Below are 19,252 nucleotides of genomic sequence, written 5' to 3'. Positions count from 1 at the left end.
TTCAAATCCCTTCAGGAGCAGCGGCATGAGCGTGTACGAGTGGGCGAGGCAGGAAACCCGGCAGAGTCTGGAGATGGCGCAGGAGGTGGGGTTCGATCCGGGCCTGAGCCTGCGCGCCTTGCTCAGTGCGGTGGTGCAGCAGAGCAAGGCGGTGCGCAACGCCGAAGACCTGGCCGACGAGTTGCGTTTTCTGGCGGAAAACCTCGACGACGATCAGGACTACGGCTTCATGCGGCCCTGAACGGGATCAGTGACGCGGGTCGAAATCGCCGGAAAACAGTTCGTCCTCGGCATCCGGGGCCACCGGAATCTTGTGTTCCTCCGACGCCCAGGCGCCGAGGTCGATCAGCTTGCAGCGGTCCGAGCAGAACGGGCGGTATTTGTTTTCCGGGGTGAATTCCACGGGCGCGCCGCAAGTCGGGCAGTTGACGGTTGGGGTCTGGCTCATGATTGGCCTCCGGATAAAGTCAGGTAAAAGTGATGCAGGCGCTCGACCTCGCTGTGCAACCAGGCGAGGTCGCGGTCGTTGACCACTACGTCGTCGGCACGGCTGACGCGGCCTTCGCGGCTGGACTGGGCCTTGAGGATCGCCTGGACCTGCTGTTCGCTGGTCTGGTCACGCTGCAAGGTGCGTTCGATCTGCAGTTGTTGCGGGGCGTCGATCACCAGGATTCGCTGGGTCATCGCGTATTGCCCGGACTCGATCAGCAGCGGCGAGACCAGAATCGCGTAAGGCGATTGTGCCAGCGCCAGGTGATGGGCGATTTCCTCGGCGATCAGCGGATGCAGCAGGGCTTCGAGCCAGCGCCGTTGCTCCGGTACCTCGAATATCAGTTTGCGCAGGGCCGCTCGGTCCAGTGTGCCGTCGGCCTGCAACACATCCGGGCCGAAGTGTTCGGCGACCTTCGCCAGCGCCGGGCGGCCCGGTTCGACCACCCAGCGCGCCGCGTGATCGGCGTCCACCACGTGGACACCAAGATCGATGAAGTGCTGGGCGGCGGCGCTTTTGCCGCTGCCGATGCCGCCGGTCAGGCCGAGAATCCAGGGTTTTTCCACAGGGGTATTCATTTCAAACCGACAAACTGCCAATAGAAGCCGGTTATTTGACCACCCCAGAGCAAGGCAATCCAGCCGGCAATTGCCAGATATGGGCCGAAGGGGATCGGCGTCGAGGTTTTCTGGTCGCGCAGCTTGAGCAGAATCACCCCGAGCACAGCGCCCACCAGCGAGGACAACAGGATGGTCAGCGGCAGAATCTGCCAGCCGCCCCAGGCCCCGAGCAGCGCCAGCAACTTGAAATCGCCGTGGCCGATGCCGTCCTTGCCGGTGATCAGTTTGAACAGCCAGAACACCGACCACAGCGCCATGTAGCCCAGCACTGCGCCCCACAGTGCGTCGTGCAGCGATACGAACAGCTCGAAGCTGTTGACGATCAACCCCAGCCACAACAGCGGCAGCACCAGCACATCGGGCAGCAATTGATGCTCGATGTCGATCAGGCTCATGGCCAACAGGCCCCAGGTCAGCACGATCAGCAGGCACGCCGGCCAGCCGAAACCCAAGTGCCAGGCGATGAACGCCGAGAGCAGGCCGCAGGCCAGTTCGGTCAGCGGGTAACGCTTGCTGATCGGTGCGCTGCAACTTGAGCAGCGCCCGCGCAGGAACACGTAACTCAACACGGGAATGTTTTCCCACACGCGGATCCGGTGGCCACAGTGCGGGCATTGCGAGTGCGGCAGCATCAGGTTGTAAGTGGGCAACGGCGCTTCACCGGGCAGCCCCAAAACATCGTGAGCCTGTTGGCGCCATTCGCGCTCGAGCATTTTCGGCAGGCGCCAGATCAACACGTTGAGGAAACTGCCGACCACCAGCCCCAACAGCAGGGCAGTGAAGTCAAAGGCCAGCGGAAAGACACTGAAGAGTTCGTCGATAGGCATGTCAGATCGCTGAGCCGAGTTGGAAGATCGGCAGATACATCGCCACCACCAGACCGCCGACGATCACCCCCAGCACCACCATGATGAACGGCTCCATCAGGCTGGTGAGGTTGTCGACCATGTTGTCCACCTCGTCCTCATAGAAACCTGCGACTTTATCGAGCATCTCGTCCAGTGCGCCGGACTCCTCGCCGATGGCGGTCATCTGCACCGCCATGTTCGGAAAGATGCCGGTGGAGCGCATCGAGAAATTCAGCTGCATGCCGGTGGAAACGTCCTGGCGGATGCGCAGCACGGCGCGCTTGAACACCACGTTGCCGGTGGCCCCGGCCACCGAGTCCAGCGCTTCCACCAACGGCACGCCGGCTGCGAAGGTGGTCGACAGGGTCCGGGCAAACCGTGCCACGGCGGACTTGTACATCAGTGTGCCCACCAGCGGCAGCTTGAGAAACCAGGCATCGCGCCGGTCGCGCAAGGCCTGGGATTTTTTCAGGGCATGGCGGGTGCCGAAGAAACCGGCTACCAGCAAACCGAGAATCGCCCACCACCATTGCTGCATGAATTCGGACAGGCTGATCACCATCAACGTGAAGGCCGGCAGTTCGGCACCGAAGCCGGAGAACACCGACTGAAACTGCGGCACCACCTTGATCAGCAGAATCCCGGTGACCACCGCCGCCACCAGCACTACGGCCGTGGGGTAGGTCATGGCCTTCTTGATCTTGGCCTTGAGGCTTTCGCTCTTTTCCTTGTAGGTCGCAACCCGTTCCAGCAGGGTGTCGAGGGCGCCGGACTGCTCGCCGGCATCCACCAGGTTGCAGTAAAGCTCGTCGAAATATTGCGGCTTCTTGCGCAGCGCGGCGGCGAAGCTGTTGCCGGCGGCGACCTCCTGTTTCACCTCGTCCACCAGCTTGCGCATGGCCGGGTTTTCGAAGCCTTCGCCAATGATGTCGAACGACTGCAACAGGGGCACGCCGGCCTTCATCATGGTCGCCATCTGCCGGGTGAACAGGGCAATGTCCTGGGCCTTGATGCGCTTGCCGAAGCTCAGCAGCGAGGCGGATTTCTTGCGTACCTTGCCGGGGTTGATGCCCTGCTTGCGCAATTGGGCCTTGATCAGTGCGGGGTTCAGACCGCTTAACTCGCCGGTCACCTTGCTGCCTTTGCGGTCCGTGCCTTCCCAGGCGTAGACGCTGATTTTCGCTGCCTTGACCGCCATGTTCAGTCCTTGGTGACCCGGTTGATTTCTTCAAGGCTGGTGATGCCTTGCATGGCCTTGATCAGGCCCGAGGTGCGCAGGTCGTTGAAGCCGTCCCGGCGCATCTGGATATCGATTTCCAGTGAGTTGCCCTCGGCCATGATCAGCCGTTGCAGCTCGGGAGTATTCTTCACCACTTCATAAATCCCCACGCGACCCTTGTAACCGCCGTTGCAGTGATCGCAGCTGGCGGGCTCATAGATCGTGAAATGGCCGATGCGTTCCTCGGGGAAGCCCTCCTTGATCAGGGTTTCGCGAGGGATTTCGATGGGTTTCTTGCAGTGGCTGCAGAGTTTTCGCGCCAGCCGCTGGGCAATGATCAGGCTCACCGAGGTTGCGATATTGAAGCCGGGAATGCCCATGTTGTGCAGACGGATCAGTGTTTCCGCGGCGCTGTTGGTGTGCAGGGTGGACAGCACGAGGTGCCCGGTCTGAGCAGCCTTGATCGCGATTTCGGCGGTTTCGAGGTCGCGGATCTCGCCGACCATGATCACGTCCGGGTCCTGGCGCAGGAACGAGCGCAGCGCCTGGGCAAAGTCCATCCCCTGACGTGGATTGACGTTGACCTGGTTGATGCCTTCCATGTTGATCTCCACCGGGTCTTCAGCGGTGGAGATGTTGATGTCGACGGTATTGAGGATGTTCAGCCCGGTATACAGCGACACGGTCTTGCCCGAACCGGTGGGCCCCGTTACCAGAATCATGCCTTGCGGCTGTTTGAGGGCCGCCATGTACAGGTCTTTCTGCTCCGGCTCGTAACCGAGGGCATCGATGCCGATCTGGGCACTGGACGGATCGAGGATCCGCATCACCACTTTCTCGCCCCAGAGCGTGGGCAGGGTGTTGACCCGGAAATCGATCGACTTGCTCTTCGACAGACGCATCTTGATCCGCCCGTCCTGGGGTTTGCGCCGTTCCGAAATGTCCAGACTGGCCATGACTTTCAGGCGTGCGGCAATGCGCCCGGCCAGTTGAATCGGCGGTTTGGCCACCTCCCGCAGAATGCCGTCGGTGCGCACCCGCACCCGGTAGTTCTTTTCGTAAGGCTCGAAGTGCAGGTCGGACGAGCCGCTCTTGATCGCATCCAGCAGCATCTTGTGTACGAAGCGCACCACCGGGGCATCGTCCGCGTCGATTCCGCCGAGTGTGTCCTGCTTGCTGTCGTCGACCGACTCGATGTCCAGCCCGTCGAGGTCGACATCCGCCATCTCCTCCAGGCCGGTGGCGTGGGTGTCGAAGAACTTTTCGATGGCGTCGGTGAGCTTGTCGTCCTCGACCAGAATGGCTTCGGTGCTCAGCCCGGTGCTGAACTGAATGTCATTGATCGCCTGATGATTGCTCGGGTCGGAAATCCCCACGAACAGTTTGTTGCCGCGTCGCCAAAGGGGCAGGGCGTGGTGCTGGCGCACCAGTTTTTCACTGACCAGGCCCTTGGGCTGGGTTTCCTTGTCGAGGCAGTTGAGGTCGAGAAATGCCATGCCGAAATGCTCCGAGGCAATCTCGGCGACCTGCCAGCTCTTCACCAGTTTGTTCTGCACCAGGTAACTGACCAGCGACAGGCGATTGCGCTGCGCCTGTTGCCAGGCTTGCTGGGCACTCTTTTCCGTGAGCAATTCGGCCTGGACCAATTGTTTGGCCAGACCGCTCAGAGCGATGTCATTCATGGGGTTTCCACGTGCTTGCCGTTCATGACTTATAGCCTAGTCAAGTGACAGCGCCAAACACGCGGGGTGCAGGTGACAAAAAGTGTCAGATAGTGCGGTTACGGGTTGTAGGAATCGGCACGTCAGCCGGATGGCGCCCAGTGGGCGGGGGCTGCGGACGCTTGGCACGGGCTGTGCTGAGTCCTGTTCAGATCATGAGATTCCGACTCATGCATGGAGCGTGTCTATGAAGAAACAACAAGGTTTCACTCTGATCGAGCTGCTGATCGTTGTGGCGATCATCGGGATTCTGGCGACGATTGCCTTGCCGCAGTACTCCAAATATCAGGCGCGGTCGAAGGTAACGGCGGGGCTGGCCGAGATCTCGGCAATGAAAGTGCCGTTCGAAGACATCATCAATCAAGGAACGAACCCTACACTGGCCGCGGTTAAGGGCGATGCGGGCACTACCACCTCCAACTGTGCACTGACCGCCTCGGGGACGGCTGCAGATGGAGCGGGCACCATCGTTTGTACGCTGGCCAATGCGCCAGCACCCGTAGTGGGCAAAACCATCACGCTCACCCGTACCGCTGCCAACGGCTGGTCATGTGCAACGACCGTCGCCCCGGACTATTCACCTAAAGGCTGCACTGCGAGCGGCACCTGATCCGTTTTGTAGTCCGAACGATGCCCCGCTCTGCGGGGCATTTTCGTTTTGTCGACCACCTGGCAAAAGCTTCAATAATTTCAGGGTGTTAGGAACTTTCCGAAAAGCCGCAACTTGCATGCAGATATTTCACCGGTCATGCAATTTGCATGATTCCGGAAAAATCCATTGTTTTTAACTTATTGATTTATAAGGGTTTATTCTGATTTTAAAAGTTGGCACAGCGTTCGCAATATCTCCGGTAACCCTGCTGACAAGACACGCAGCAGACTTTCCAGAAAAACAGGAGTTACTCGTATGAAGAAGTTCGCTATCACTGCCGCTGCTGCTACCGCGCTGACCCTGACCATGGCCACCGGCGCATTTGCCCAATCGACTCAGACCACCCAAGCGCCAATGACCCTGGCTGCCGGTGAAATGACCAAGGCGAAAGAAGCTACTTCCGACACCTGGATCACCACTAAAGTCAAAAGCGACCTGGTTACCGAAAAAGGCATTCCAGGCACTGACATCAAAGTAGAAACCAACAAAGGCGTCGTTTCCCTGTCCTCCACTGTTGCAGTGACCGAGGCTCAGAAAACTACCGCTGTTGCCATCGCCAAGAAAATCAAAGGCGTCAAAGCGGTCTCCGCTGACGGCCTGAAAGCCGAGTAAGGCAAGACTTCTCGCCTGGACCGGGAGAAGACGCGACAGGCGGGCCGAGCAATACGTCTGCCGCACTTTAGAGTTCATGCGAACGGCCACACGGATTGTGGCCATTACAGGCCCCGGCACATGTGTCGGGGCCTGTTCTATTTCAGGGGCAGGAAAAGTGGGGGAGGTCAGTTGCCGCGTTTGCTGTTGATCTGTTTCAGGCGATTGCCTTCAAAGCGCAGGTATTGATACATGCCGTTGCTCGGGCCGTAGGTCCATTCCTCGACCTGAAACTCTTCCCGACGGTTGGCGCTGCGCTTGTAACCGAGCAGATCGCGACTGACCGGCTCCCCACATTTTTGCAGCACCTCGCTGGCGCGATCGCCAAGGCTCACCAGCTGGCTGCCGCAGCGCAGGGTATCGGAGGCCGCAGCCTGGCTGGCGATCAACGCCAGCCCCAGTGCAGTCAGCCATTTGCAGTTCATCACTCGGCATCCAGATGCATTTGCGTCACCACCCGGCCGTCGCTCTCCGCTTCGCCGAGATTGGCGTCGATGAAGTACACGCGATCGTCGGCCAGTTGGCCCTTGTCCACCAGATAGTCCTTGATGCTGCTGGCGCGGTCCTGACCGAGCTGGCGCAGCAGCACGTCGCTGGAGCTCCAGAACTTGATCACGTCGGCGCGCATTTTCGCCGTGCGTTCTTCCTTGCCCAGATCCTTCCATTCGGCCGGTGGCTGGGTTTTCAGGCGGGTGCGATAGATGCCCTCCAGCAGCGGACCTTTTTCGTTGTCCGGTACCTGGATCAACGAGGCCTGTGCCGGCACCTTGTCGCCCCGGCGCTGGAGCATCTTGTAGTAGTTGTACTGGTATTCACGCTCCAGACGCTGTTCGGCGATCAACGGACCGTCACTGCTTTTCGCAGCGGTGCCTTCGATTTCCAGGCGCAGGGCCGGACGCTCCTTCAGCGCTTGCGACAGTTTCACCAGCGCCGCTTCGGCGTCTTTGCTCAGGTCGCTGGAACCCGGTGCGAAGGACACGGTGCCGAGGTCTTCCGAGCCGCCACCGCTGACCAGTCCACCGATCAGCTTGAACGGTGCAGCGGCGGCTTTGACGATCAGGTTGCGCAGGGTCTGCCAGACAATCGGCATCACGCTGAATTGCGGATTGTTCAGGTCACCGGTGACCGGCAGCTCGATGGAGATCTTGCCGTCGACGTCCTTGAGCAGGGCGATCGCCAGTTTCAGCGGCAGGCTTACGGCATCCGGGCTGTCGACTTTCTCACCCAGTTGCAGTTGCTCGACTACTACCTTGTTCTCGGCCTTGAGCTGGCCTTTGGTGATCAAGTAATGCAGGTCGAGGTTGAGCCGGCCCTTGCGGATCCGGTAGCCGGCGAACTTGCCGGAGTAAGGCGTCAGGGTGGTCAGCTCGACCCGTTTGAAACTGGTGGCGATGTCGAGGCTGGCCATCGGGTCGAACGGGTTGACCGCGCCCTTGATGGTCACCGGCGCATAGCGGTCGACCTTGCCTTTGATGTCGACACTGGCGGGCTTCGCCTGACGGCTGTCGATGGTGCCGATCTGGCCGTTGAGCTGCTGGATTGCGGTGGCAAAGTTCGGGGTCAGGCTGAAGTCGGCGAAGTTGGCCGAGCCGTCATTGATCGCGATGCCACCAATGTGAATGCCCAGCGGTTTGTCATTGCTCGCCGGTTTCGCCGCAGCGGTCTTCGCCCCGGAATCGGCCGGCTGCGGAATCAGCAGGTCGTCGATGTTGGTGGTGCGGTCATCGTTGATCATGAACCGCGCATACGGCTGGAACAGGTTGATCCTGTCGATCGACAGGCTGTCGCCGTGCTGATAGTTGAGGCCTTCGACCACCACTTGCTGCCACTTGAGGAAGTCGCGGGTTTTCAGGGTGTCGAGGGTGTGCAGTTGATCGACCTGAGCACGGCCGGTGACGCTGAGGGCCAGCGGGTCGGTGCTTTTCAGGTTTACTTTCAGGTCGCTGCCGAGCATGCCGCTGCGTAGCTCGAGGCGAATGAACGGATTGATGTAGGACTGTGCGACCCGCAGGTCGATGTCCTGGGTTTTCACGTTGAGCTGCGCGGTGACCGGGGCCAGGTTGACCACGCCGTCGGCGCTGATCTTGCCTTGCTTGCCCAGGCCGGTGTCGAGCCTGAGGTTGAAGGGCGAGCCGTTGAGGCTGTCGAAATTTTGCAGATCGACGTTCAGTGGGGTGACATCCAGGGTGACTTCCGGCTTCGCCGAGCGATCGGCCAGATGCACTTTATAGTCGCGCAGTTGCACGTCCTTGAGCAGCACTTGCCACGGCTTGCTCGGCGCGGTCGGCTCGGGTTTCGGCGAGTCGGCGGCGGCCGGAGTGCTTTTCGGTTCCGCCGCAGCTTTGGCGGCGGGTTTCGATGGCTGGCTGGCGAACAGTTTCTGCCAGTCCAGTTGTCCGTCCGCTTCCAGCGCTGCCCAGGTTTCCAGTTTCTGGCTGCGGATCTTGCCGACCACCACTTGCTGTTTGGCCAGATCCACGGTGGTGTCGCTGACGTCGAGACGCTCGAGTTTCGCCAGCTGACGTCCGTCCGGCGCCTTGATGGCGAACGGCGCGATGTTGACCGCGACATTGCTCAGCAGCAGTTCGGTTTCCTTGGACAGGTTGAGCTTGTAGTCGGTGCTCAGGCTGACGACACCCTCTTCCAGCACCAGTGGCACGGCGTCGCGCACGTAGGGCCAGAAGGCTTTCATCTTGCCGTCGGTAATCTTGAGCGTGCCTTCGGAGGAGATCGGAACCAGGCTGAAGTTGCCTTTCCAGTCGATCTGCCCACCGGCCGGGCCGATCGCGACGAGGGTCATGTCGGCGTTGTCTTCGGGCAGGGTGCTGAGGTTTTTCAGCTCGAAATCGAGCTTGTCGTAGACGAACTCGATTGGCTCGCTGGGACGCGCATCCACGAAATGCAGGTTGCCACCGGCCAGCTGGATCCGGTCGATGCGCAGCGGAAACGGTTTGGCGTCGGGATCGGCCGGGGTCGGTTCGCTGGCCGGGAGCTTGAACAGTCCGAGAAGGTTGAGCTGACCGTCCTTGGCAAACAGGATCTCGGTTTTGGATTTTTCCAGTTCGATGTCGGACAGATGCAGGGCTTTGGTCCACAGGCTGTCGAGTTGCAGGTTGGCGTACAACCGTTCGAAGCCGACCTGTTCCTTGCCCGGCTCGCCGATCACCAGGCCCCACAGCGTGAGTTCAAGGCTGAACGGGTTGAGTTCGATGCGCTGCAGATGCGCCGGCACCGTGGCGTAGTTGGCCAGTTGCTGATTCACCACCCTGAGCGCAATGCCCGGCAAAATCAGGAACCCCAGCAGGCTGTAGAGGGCCAGAGCAGTCAACAGGGCGCCAATCGCGCGAATCAATCCTTTGGGCATGTGCGGCTTCATCTGTCTGAATCGGAGTGCCTTGGAGTATGGCACGCGATTCCGGTTCCGAAGCAAATGCCCATGCTCAGGATTGTTCAGATTTTTCCGTGGGAAATTTCCTTGGCAGCATTTAGAGCTGGAGGATCAGGGTCTTCAGCGGTGGCTGCTGATCCATCGACGGGAAGTCCCGGCCCGGTGTCATCACGCTCCATTCACGCACCGGCCGCCCGGCTTTTTCGGCGCAGCGCAGCACCTGTTCGCGCCAGTCGTCCATGCTGACTTTCGCCAGATTGTTGCAGCAGATCAGCACGCCATTCTCGGCGGTGGTCAGCAGGGCTGGCTTGAGCAGGCTCTGATAATCGCGCAGCAGGTCGACGGTGCCGAACGCGCTCTTGGCCCACGCGGGCGGGTCGAGCAGCACCAGATCGTACTGGCGCTGTTCGAGACGCTGATAGCTCGGCAGTTTCTGCCCGCGACGCTGGCTGATCGGCAGACCGGCCAGTTGGCGGATCGCCGGGAAGTAGTCGGACTGGATGAATTCCATGGTCGGCAACTGTGGGTTGAGCTGAACGTTCTCACGGCCGACCGCCAGATTGCCCTCGGCGAAATCCAGGTTGCACACCTCGCGCGCACCGCCGGCCGCTGCACTCAGACCGACGCCGCAGGTGTAGGCGAACAGGTTGAGCACGCTTTTGCCCTTGGCGTGATCCTTGACCCAGCCGCGGGTGTTGCGCAGGTCGAGGAACAGCAGCGGATCCTGCCCGGCATGACGTCCACGCACACGATAATTCAGGCCCCATTCGTGGCCGACCAGATCGGCCAGCGCTGCGTCGTCGGCGCGGTAGACGCTGTCTTCACGGTCGATCCGCGAGTTGCCACGGGAGCGGTCGTTGTAGACCAGCAGGGTTTCAAGGCCCAAGGTCTGGTTGACTATGGCGTGCAGTTGCAGCAGGTCTTCGCGCGCCAGCGTCTGGTGGAAGCTTTGCACCATCAGTTGCGGGCCGTAGCGGTCGATGGTCAGACCGCCGGCGCCTTCCTGGCTGCCGTGGAACAGCCGGTAGCAGTCGGTGCCCTGGCGGTGCAGCTCGGCGAGCAGATCCTGGCGTTGATCGAGGGCGGCGCGCAGCGCCAGGTTCAAGGAAGACATGCAGGCGCCTTGCTGGAGGGAATCGGGGCGCGGGAGTTTAGCAGTTTGGCAGGCAATCGAGGGGTTCCCATCGCGAGCAGGCTCGCTCCCACAGACGATCATAAGTCCCTGTGGGAGCGAGCCTGCTCGCGATGCTTTTGCGGTCTTACTGGTTCAAGCGTTTATCGATCAAGCCCTGCACCACGCTCGGATCCGCCAGCGTCGAGGTGTCGCCGAGGCTGTCGAGTTCGTTGCAGGCGATCTTGCGCAGGATTCGCCGCATGATCTTGCCCGAGCGGGTTTTGGGCAGGGCCGGGGCCCACTGGATCAGGTCCGGTTTAGCGAAGCTGCCGATTTCCTTGCTGACGTGGGCCAGCAGTTCTTTCTTCAACTCATCGTTGGGCTCGGTGCCGTTCATCGGTGTGACGAACGCATAAATCCCCTGGCCTTTGACGTCGTGGGGATAACCGACCACAGCGGCCTCTGCGATGCTGTCGTGCAGCACCAGCGCACTTTCCACCTCGGCAGTGCCGATGCGATGGCCGGAGACATTGATCACGTCATCGATGCGTCCGGTGATCCAGTAATCGCCATCCTCGTCGCGGCGGGCGCCGTCGCCGGTGAAGTAGTAACCGGGGTAAGGCTTGAAGTAGGTATCGACCATGCGCTGCGGATCGCCGTAGACGCTGCGGATCTGCGCCGGCCAGCTCGACTTGATCGCCAGCACGCCACTGCCGGCGCCCTTGATCTCCTTGCCGTGCTCATCGAGCAGCACCGGTTGCACGCCGAACATCGGTTGGGTGGCGCAGCCCGGTTTGATCTGCTGGGCGCTGACCAACGGGCTGAGCATGATGCCGCCGGTTTCGGTCTGCCACCACGTATCGACAATCGGGCAGCGCTGTTCGCCTACGACGTTGAAATACCATTCCCACGCTTCGGGATTGATCGGCTCACCGACGCTGCCGAGTAATCTGAGGCTTTCGCGAGACGTTTCCTGCAAGGGACCGGCGCCTTCACGCATCAGGGCGCGCAGGGCGGTGGGGGCGGTGTAGAAGATGTTGACCTTGTGTTTGTCGATCACCTGCCAGAAGCGCGAAGTGCTCGGGTAGCTCGGCACGCCCTCGAAAATCAGGGTGGTGGCGCCGTTGGCCAGCGGGCCGTAGACGATGTAACTGTGGCCGGTAACCCAGCCGACGTCGGCGGTGCACCAGAACACTTCGCCGTCGCGGTAGTCGAGCACGTACTTGAAGGTCATCGCCGCTTGCAGCAGGTAACCGCCGGTGGTGTGCAGCACGCCCTTGGGTTTGCCGGTGCTGCCGGAGGTGTAGAGGATGAACAGCGGATCTTCGGCGTCCATCGGTTCCGGCGGGCAATCGTCGCTGACGTCGCGCACGGCCTGGTGATACCAGAGATCGCGGCCTTCGACCCAGTCGACTTTGTTCTGGGTACGCTCGACCACCACGACGGTGCTGACATTCGGGCAACTCTGCAGGGCCTTGTCGACGTTCTGTTTCAGCGGCACGAATTTGCCACCGCGCACGCCCTCGTCGGCGGTGATCACGGTGCGGCAGTCGGCATCTAGAATGCGGTCGCGCAGGGAATCCGGGGAGAAACCGCCAAACACCACCGAATGAATCGCGCCGATCCGCGCGCAGGCGAGCATCGCGTAAGCCGCTTCGGGGATCATCGGCATGTAGATGCACACCCGGTCGCCTTTCTTCACGCCACGGCTTTTCAGCACGTTGGCCAGGCGGCAGACGTGGTGATGGAGTTTGCTGTAGGTGATTTGTGTCGATTCTGCAGGGTCGTCGCCTTCCCAGAGGATGGCGGTCTGATCGCCGCGCGTTTCCAGGTGGCGGTCGATGCAGTTGTAGCTGACGTTCAGCTTGCCACCGGCAAACCAGGCGGCTTCGCCGGTCTTCAGGTCATAGCGCTGGACGGTCTGCCAAGGCGTGCTCCAGTCGAGGAAGCGGGTGGCCTGTTCGGCCCAGAAGGTGCTGGGGTGTTCAATGGATTCGCGGTACAGGCGCTGGTAGTCGTCCTGACTCAACTGTGCAGCCCGGCGGACGGCATCGGCTTTGGGGAACGTGCTGATATCGAACATGACGGTTCCTTATTCTTGTTGTGCGACAAGGATAAAGATGCGCCGAGAGGTCAACAGGTTCAAGTCACGCGCAAAACAACTGTGGGAGCGAGCTTGCTCGCGATGGCGGAGTTTCAGTCAACGTTGATGTTGAATGAATAACCGAAATCGCGAGCAAGCTCGCTCCCACAGGGTTACTACAGCGCGATCAAATCAGCCGCGGTGACGGCCGCGGAAGTAGTTGATCAGGCCTTGGGTGGACGCGTCTTCAGCGGCGGTTTCTTCGCTGCCGACCAGGCGGTTGTAGACGCCCTTGCCCAGTTCCTTGCCCAGTTCCACGCCCCACTGGTCGAAGGCGTTGATGCCCCAGACCACGCTTTGCACGAAGACTTTGTGTTCGTACATCGCCACCAGTGCGCCGAGACGACGCGGGCTGATGCGCTCGACCACCAGGGTGTTGCTCGGACGGTTGCCCGGGATCACCTTGTGCGGTGCGAGTTTCTGTACCTGGTCTTCGCTCATGCCCTTGTCGCGCAGTTCCGCTTCGGCTTCCGGCAGGGTCTTGCCGAGCATCAGCGCCTGGCTCTGCGACAGGCAGTTGGCGTATAGCCACTGATGGTGGTCGGAGACCGGGTTGAAGCTGACGATCGGCACAATGAAGTCGGCCGGGATCAGCTGGGTGCCCTGGTGCAGCAGTTGGTGGTAAGCGTGCTGACCGTTGCAGCCGACGCCGCCCCAGATTACCGGGCCGGTATCGGTCGACACCGGAGTGCCGTCCTGACGCACGCTCTTGCCGTTGGATTCCATGTCCAGCTGTTGCAAGTGCTTGGTGATGTTACGCAGGTAGTGGTCGTACGGCAGGATCGCGTGGCTTTGCGCGCCCCAGAAGTTGCCGTACCACACGCCGAGCAGGGCCAGCAGTACCGGCATGTTCTGTTCGAAGGGTGCGCTCTGGAAATGCTGGTCCATGGTGTAGGCACCGGACAGCAGTTCCTTGAAGTTGGACATGCCGATGGCCAGCGCGATTGGCAGGCCGATGGCCGACCACAGCGAGTAACGACCGCCGACCCAGTCCCACATCGGGAAGATGTTTTCTTCGCGGATACCGAAGGCCACGGCTGCCGCGTTGTTGCTCGATACGGCGATGAAGTGGCGATACAGCTCGGCTTCCGAACCACCCTGGGCCAGGTACCAGGCGCGGGCGGCCTGGGCGTTTTTCAGGGTTTCGAGGGTGTTGAACGATTTCGACGAAACGATGAACAGCGTGGTCTCGGCGCGCAGTTTTTGCGTCAGCTCGTGGAACTCGCTGCCGTCGATGTTCGCCAGGTAATGGCAACGCACGCCTTTCTGGGCGTAGGACAGCAGGGCTTCGGAGACCAGCTCGGGGCCGAGGAACGAACCACCGATGCCGATGTTCACCACGTCAGTGATCGGCTTCTCGGTGTAACCGCGCCACAGACCGTCGTGGATGCGGCCCACGAGATCGGTGATCTGGTTCAGCACCTTGTGTACTTCAGGCATCACGTTGACGCCGTTGACCGACAACTTGTCGCCGACCGGGCGACGCAGGGCGGTGTGCAGCGCCGGGCGGCCTTCGGAGGAGTTGACGATTTCGCCGTCGAACAGGGCCTTGATCGCGCCCTTGAGATCGACTTCGTTGGCCAGACCCACCAACAGGTTGCGGGTCTCGGCGTTGATCAGATTCTTCGAATAGTCGAGAAACAGTCCGCAGCTGCTGAGGGTGAACTGATTGAAGCGCTGCGGATCGGCGTTGAAGGCTTCGCGCATGCTGAAATCCTGCATGGCTTGGCGGTGATCTTTCAACGCTTGCCAGGCAGGCAGAGCGGTAACGTCATGAGGAGTGCGGTAGTACGCCATCGCTGCGGTTTTCCTTTTTACTTGAACGGCCTTTTGAACTCTGAAAAGACCTCCCCGCCATGTTTGGGCGAGGGGGCAACTGCGTCGACACGATTACTTTGGCGCAGGGCGAATACAGTAAACCCAGCGCCGCGATCTGTCTTGGCTTTGTCTGACCTGTTTTCGGTACTTTTTTAACATTGATAACAGACGGGGCCGACAGACGGCGAGTACTGCGAGCAAGTCCCTGCTTATCGCGTGGAGTCGAACGGCGGCAGTTTGCCCGATGGGCAGGTGCTCAGCAATACGGTATGGAAGTGCGTACAAACGCTGTGGGAGCGGGGTTGCTCCCCCAGCGTTTGCCGGTGTTCAGGCGGGGGTGTCGAGATTCAGGTGCAGGTTGTCGATCAACCGGGTGGTGCCAAGGAATGCCGCGACCAGAATCACCAGATCACGATCCTCCGCTGTTGCCGGACGCAGGGTCAGGGCGTGGCGAATTTCCAGGTAGTCCGGACGCAAGCCGGCGGCTTCCAGTTGCTGGCGTTGCGCCTGGATCAAAGCAGGGAAGTCGCGCTCACCCTGCTTGATCGACTCGGCAATTGCGCTCAGCGTGCGATAGACCACCGGCGCCACGGCGCGCTGTTCTTCACTGAGGAAACCGTTGCGCGAAGACAGCGCCAGACCGTCGGCGGCGCGTACGGTCGGCTCGCCAATGATCTGGATCGGCATGTTCAGGTCGTGCACCAGCGCGCGGATTACCGCCAGTTGCTGGAAGTCTTTCTGGCCGAAGATCGCCAGGTCCGGCTGGACCATGTTGAACAGCTTGCTGACCACGGTCGCCACGCCTTCGAAATGCCCCGGACGGCTGGCGCCGCACAGGCCTTCGGAGAGTTGCGGCACGCTGACCCGGGTCTGCCCGGCCATGCCGTCGGGGTACATTTCTTCGACGGTCGGGGCGAACAGCAGATCGCACCCGGCCTCCAGCAGTTTTTCCTGATCCGCCGCCAAGGTGCGCGGGTACTTGTCGAGGTCTTCGCCGGCGCCGAACTGCAGCGGGTTGACGAAAATGCTCGCGACCACGAAGTCCACGCGCTGGGTGGCCTTGGTGATCAGGGCAATGTGGCCGCTGTGCAGGTTGCCCATGGTCGGCACGAAGCCGATGCGCTTGCCTTCACTGCGGGCGCGCGCCACGGCGGCGCGCAGTTCACGTACGGTTTTGACGGTGTTCATGCAGAGAATCCGTGTTCGATCCCGGGGAAAGTGGTGGCTTTGACTTCACTGACGTAAGCCTTCAGCGCGGACTGGATGCTGTCCTGACCCTGCATGAAGTTCTTCACGAATTTCGGCACGCGGCCGCTGATCGACAGACCGAGCATGTCGTGCAGTACCAGCACCTGACCGTCGGTGTCGCTGCCGGCGCCAATGCCGATCACCGGAATCTTCACCGCCTGGGTGATTTCAGCCGCCAGTTCGCTCGGCACGCATTCGAGCAGCAGCATGGCTGCACCGGCCTGCTCCAGCGAGATCGCGTCGGCGCGCATCTGGCGTGCCTGGTTTTCGTTGCGGCCCTGCACTTTATAGCCACCGAGAATGTTCACGGCTTGCGGGGTCAGGCCCATGTGGGCGCAGACCGGCACACCGCGCTCGGCCAGCAGGCGGATCGAGTCCGCCAGCCACAAGGCGCCTTCGACCTTGACCATGTGCGCGCCAGCCTGCATCAGCAGCGCGCTGTTGGTCATGGTTTGTTCGAGGGTGGCGTTGGCCATGAACGGCAGGTCGGCCAGGATCAGGGCATCAGAGTTGCCGCGTTTGACGCTGGCAACGTGGTAGGCCATTTCTGCAGTGGTCACCGGCAGGGTGCTGTCGTGACCCTGCAGGACCATGCCGAGGGAGTCGCCCACCAGCAGCACTTCGACACCAGCCTCGTTGCAGGCGTGGGCGAAGGTCGCGTCATAGCAGGTCAGCATGGTGATCTTTTCACCTTTCTGCTTGAGGCTCTGGAGCGTGGTCAGGGTGATGGCTGGCATGTAAGAAATCCTCGTTCAGGCGCTCTGGAAACTACTGCGAGTAACGCGCGTGATTCGTCATCTATTCAGGCGCACGCTCTTTTGTCGTGCTTATAAGGCCTGGATTGCGCCCTTGTATGCCGGGTTGGCGGCAGCGGGACGCCTATAGTCGTGATGAGGCCTCAGGAAGTCAATTGCATGTGTTACCGCATTGTTACGAGGGGAGTGTTACCGGCGTTACTGATGCGTTTCAGCGGGCCGGCGGGCCTGATTTGCGGGGTTTTTGTCCTACAAGAAAGCAAAATGCGGGAGCCGATGGGCGCCCGCATCAGCGGTTTGTATCAGGCGTGAGAGAGGCGTTCGAGGCCGACGAACGGGCAGGCGGCGAGAAGATCGGCAAGGGTGCGGCCATCGGCCAGGCGTAGATCTTCGGGTGCCAGTTCGGCCAGGGGATAGAGAACGAACGCGCGTTCCTGCATGTGGTAATGCGGGACTTTCAGGCGCGGTTCATCGATCAGGCGATCACCGAACAACAGGATGTCCAGGTCCAGCGTGCGCGGGCCCCAGCGCTCCAGGCGTTCGCGGCCCTGATCGTTTTCGATCGCCTGCAAGGCATCGAGCAGATCCAGCGGGGCGAGCGCGCTGTCGAGTGCGGCAACCGCGTTGGTATAACGCGGTTGGCCCGGCAGCAGCGAGTCGCTTTGGTAGAAGGCAGATACGCCGACCAGTTTGGTGTCGGGCAATTGCCCCAGTGCGTCGACCGCGCTGCGCAGTTGTTCGGCCGGGTCAGCCAGGTTGCTGCCCATGCCGATGTAGATGCGTTCCATGCCTTATTCGCCCGTGGCGCTCGGTGCGCCAGCACGTTTGCGCTTGGAACCGCTGCTGCGGCGACGCTTGCGCGGTGCGCCACTGTCATCACCCTTGCCGCTCAGGTCGCGGATCATGTCGCGACGCTCGCTGTCATTGGCGTCCTGATAATCAGTCCACCATTCACCCAGGCCATCGGTCTGCTCGCCGGCGCTTTCACGCAGCAACAGGAAGTCGTAGCCGGCTCGGAAGCGGGGGTTGTCCAGCAACAGGTCGGCGCGTTTGCCGCTGCGGCGTGGCAGGCGTTCCTGCATGTCCCAGATCTCGCGGATCGGCATGGTGAAGCGTTTTGGAATCGCGATGCGCTGGCACTGTTCGGCGATCAGTTCGTGAGCGCCTTCCTGCATCGCCGGAATCGGCGGCATGCCGCGCTCTTGCAGACGCAACACACGGGCTGGCAGGGCAGGCCACAGCAGCGCGGCGAACAGGAACGCCGGGGTTACCGGTTTGTTCTGCTTGATCCGCAGGTCGGTGTTGGTCAGTGCTTCGCTGATCAGCGTGTGGGTGTATTCCGGGTTGTGTTCCAGCGCATCGGCACTGGCCGGGAACAACGGCGCGAACAGTTGCAGGTCGACCAGCATCTCGAACGTGATGGCACCGTGGCCGGAGAGGAACAGCTTGAGCACTTCCTCGAACAGACGGGCCGACGGGATCTCGCGCAGCATCGGCGCCAGTTCGCGGATCGGCTGGACGGTGTGCTTCTCGATACCGAAATTGAGCTTGGCGGCGAAACGCACGGCCCGCAGCATCCGCACCGGGTCTTCCTGGTAACGCTGCTTCGGGTCGCCGATCAGACGGATCAGGTGATTGCGGATGTCGTGTACGCCGTTGGCGTAATCGAGGATGCGCTCGCTGACCGGATCGTAATACAGGGCGTTGATGGTGAAGTCGCGGCGTTGCGCGTCTTCTTCCAGGGTGCCGTAAACGTTGTCACGCAGAATGCGCCCGCTCTCGTTGCGCGAGGACTGGTTGCTGTCTTCGTCGTCTTCGTTTTGCGGGTGATTGGCGCGGAAGGTCGCGACTTCAATGATTTCGCGACCGAAATGGATGTGTACCAGCTTGAAGCGGCGACCGATGATCCGCGCATTGCGGAATTCGGCGCGCACCTGCTCGGGGGTGGCGCTGGTGGCGACGTCGAAGTCTTTGGGCGTGATGCCCAGCAGCATGTCTCGCACGCAACCGCCAACCAGATAGGCCTGGTAGCCGGCGCCCTGCAGACGTTCGACGATGTTGACCGCGTAACGGCTGAATTGCGCCTTCTGCAGCGAATGTTGGCCGCTGTTGAGGACTTCAGGCGTGCTACGGATGTGTTGCGTACGACGCAGGGGAGTTCGGAATGACTGGAACAGCTTCTTCAGCATGGGATGCACTGTTTGAAGGAATGTTCGGCCATACCAGAGAATGACCGCATGATGGGCCGGGATTCTAGCATTTAGTCGAGGGATGGTGTAGGACGCTGCCGATTTGCGCTGCAAGCCGCAGGCTAGAGGGAGCGAAGACGCATCGGAAGGGGGGATTTGCCGTGAAGGAGAAACTACAAGGGGAGCCGAAGCTCCCCAAGAAGTAGTTGCGTGCTCTTTTTATTATTGATTCGGGCTTCTTGTTTTTGTTGAGTGCCCTCGCCATGAAGCTTTTCCTTCATGACCCTCCCAATCGGGAGCCAAGAGCAAACGGATTGCTTTGGTCGCTGTGTTGTAGTGATCTTGCGATCCAACCAGTACAGGCTCTGTCTTAAGACAGTTTTTTGTTGTTCTCGG

The 19,252-nt window shown here is 60.9% G+C and carries 17 protein-coding genes; 3 read left to right on the top strand and 14 right to left on the bottom strand.

Going from position 1 to position 19,252, the window contains the following annotated elements; all coding sequences use genetic code 11:
• The first annotated feature begins 25 nt into the window (after nt 1–25).
• Nucleotides 26–241, top strand: coding sequence for a hypothetical protein (locus QR290_RS25125; protein ID WP_007959584.1), 216 nt, complete (start codon nt 26–28; stop codon nt 239–241).
• A 6-nt stretch (nt 242–247) separates the two neighbouring features.
• Here QR290_RS25125 and yacG read toward each other — a convergent pair whose 3' ends face one another.
• The 5 genes from yacG to pilB are packed head-to-tail and all read right to left on the bottom strand — an operon-like array spanning nt 248 to nt 4,859.
• Complete coding sequence (gene yacG, locus QR290_RS25120) at nt 248–448, bottom strand: DNA gyrase inhibitor YacG (protein ID WP_011335983.1); 201 nt, start codon at nt 446–448, stop codon at nt 248–250.
• Nucleotides 445–1,068, bottom strand: a complete 624-nt coding sequence (gene coaE, locus QR290_RS25115) for a dephospho-CoA kinase (protein ID WP_289203826.1) — start codon at nt 1,066–1,068, stop codon at nt 445–447. Before coaE ends, yacG begins: the two co-directional genes overlap by 4 nt.
• The gene (locus QR290_RS25110; RefSeq protein ID WP_289203825.1) at nt 1,065–1,937 is read right to left on the bottom strand and encodes a prepilin peptidase; all 873 of its coding nucleotides are present in this window, start codon (nt 1,935–1,937) and stop codon (nt 1,065–1,067) included. The genes coaE and QR290_RS25110 overlap by 4 nt, the downstream gene beginning before the upstream one ends.
• Nucleotide 1,938: 1 nt before the next feature.
• Complete coding sequence (locus QR290_RS25105) at nt 1,939–3,156, bottom strand: type II secretion system F family protein (protein WP_289203824.1); 1,218 nt, start codon at nt 3,154–3,156, stop codon at nt 1,939–1,941.
• A 2-nt stretch (nt 3,157–3,158) separates the two neighbouring features.
• The gene (pilB, locus tag QR290_RS25100; RefSeq protein WP_289203823.1) at nt 3,159–4,859 is read right to left on the bottom strand and encodes a type IV-A pilus assembly ATPase PilB; all 1,701 of its coding nucleotides are present in this window, start codon (nt 4,857–4,859) and stop codon (nt 3,159–3,161) included.
• A gap of 226 nt (nt 4,860–5,085) precedes the next feature.
• Here pilB and QR290_RS25095 point away from each other — a divergent pair, with 226 nt between their 5' ends.
• Together QR290_RS25095 and QR290_RS25090 are read left to right on the top strand one after the other, a co-directional pair.
• On the top strand, nt 5,086–5,508 hold the full coding sequence (locus QR290_RS25095; protein ID WP_115079240.1) for a pilin: 423 nt from the start codon (nt 5,086–5,088) through the stop codon (nt 5,506–5,508).
• 297 nt (nt 5,509–5,805) lie between these two features.
• Entirely contained in the window at nt 5,806–6,162 is a 357-nt protein-coding gene (locus QR290_RS25090; RefSeq protein WP_115079239.1) for a BON domain-containing protein, read from the top strand.
• A gap of 167 nt (nt 6,163–6,329) precedes the next feature.
• Here QR290_RS25090 and QR290_RS25085 read toward each other — a convergent pair whose 3' ends face one another.
• The 9 genes from QR290_RS25085 to QR290_RS25045 all read right to left on the bottom strand — a co-directional run bounded on the left by QR290_RS25085 (nt 6,330) and on the right by QR290_RS25045 (nt 18,856).
• Nucleotides 6,330–6,626, bottom strand: coding sequence for a DUF2845 domain-containing protein (locus QR290_RS25085; protein WP_289203822.1), 297 nt, complete (start codon nt 6,624–6,626; stop codon nt 6,330–6,332).
• Nucleotides 6,626–9,577 carry a DUF748 domain-containing protein gene (locus QR290_RS25080; RefSeq protein ID WP_289203821.1) on the bottom strand — a complete coding sequence of 984 codons (2,952 nt, stop codon included), beginning with the start codon at nt 9,575–9,577 and terminating at the stop codon, nt 6,626–6,628. Before QR290_RS25080 ends, QR290_RS25085 begins: the two co-directional genes overlap by 1 nt.
• A 109-nt stretch (nt 9,578–9,686) precedes the next feature.
• Complete coding sequence (locus tag QR290_RS25075; RefSeq protein ID WP_289203820.1) at nt 9,687–10,703, bottom strand: class I SAM-dependent rRNA methyltransferase; 1,017 nt, start codon at nt 10,701–10,703, stop codon at nt 9,687–9,689.
• 145 nt (nt 10,704–10,848) lie between these two features.
• The gene (gene acs / locus QR290_RS25070) at nt 10,849–12,786 is read right to left on the bottom strand and encodes an acetate--CoA ligase (RefSeq protein WP_289203819.1); all 1,938 of its coding nucleotides are present in this window, start codon (nt 12,784–12,786) and stop codon (nt 10,849–10,851) included.
• A 192-nt stretch (nt 12,787–12,978) separates the two neighbouring features.
• Entirely contained in the window at nt 12,979–14,643 is a 1,665-nt protein-coding gene (gene pgi / locus QR290_RS25065) for a glucose-6-phosphate isomerase (RefSeq protein ID WP_011335972.1), read from the bottom strand.
• 348 nt (nt 14,644–14,991) lie between these two features.
• Nucleotides 14,992–15,852, bottom strand: coding sequence for a pantoate--beta-alanine ligase (gene panC / locus QR290_RS25060; protein ID WP_289203818.1), 861 nt, complete (start codon nt 15,850–15,852; stop codon nt 14,992–14,994).
• Complete coding sequence (gene panB, locus QR290_RS25055) at nt 15,849–16,649, bottom strand: 3-methyl-2-oxobutanoate hydroxymethyltransferase (RefSeq protein ID WP_011335970.1); 801 nt, start codon at nt 16,647–16,649, stop codon at nt 15,849–15,851. Before panB ends, panC begins: the two co-directional genes overlap by 4 nt.
• 320 nt (nt 16,650–16,969) lie before the next feature.
• Nucleotides 16,970–17,455 (bottom strand): 2-amino-4-hydroxy-6-hydroxymethyldihydropteridine diphosphokinase, encoded by a 486-nt coding sequence (gene folK / locus QR290_RS25050; protein WP_289203817.1) that lies wholly within the window; start codon nt 17,453–17,455, stop codon nt 16,970–16,972.
• A 3-nt stretch (nt 17,456–17,458) separates the two neighbouring features.
• Entirely contained in the window at nt 17,459–18,856 is a 1,398-nt protein-coding gene (locus QR290_RS25045) for a polynucleotide adenylyltransferase PcnB (RefSeq protein WP_085689789.1), read from the bottom strand.
• Nucleotides 18,857–19,252 lie beyond the last annotated feature (396 nt).

It is taken from the genome of Pseudomonas fluorescens, assembly GCF_030344995.1.
Lineage (GTDB): Bacteria > Pseudomonadota > Gammaproteobacteria > Pseudomonadales > Pseudomonadaceae > Aquipseudomonas > Aquipseudomonas fluorescens_BF.
The sequence above is the reverse complement of the archived record's forward strand: the minus strand, read 5'-3'. Positions and strand labels throughout refer to the sequence as shown.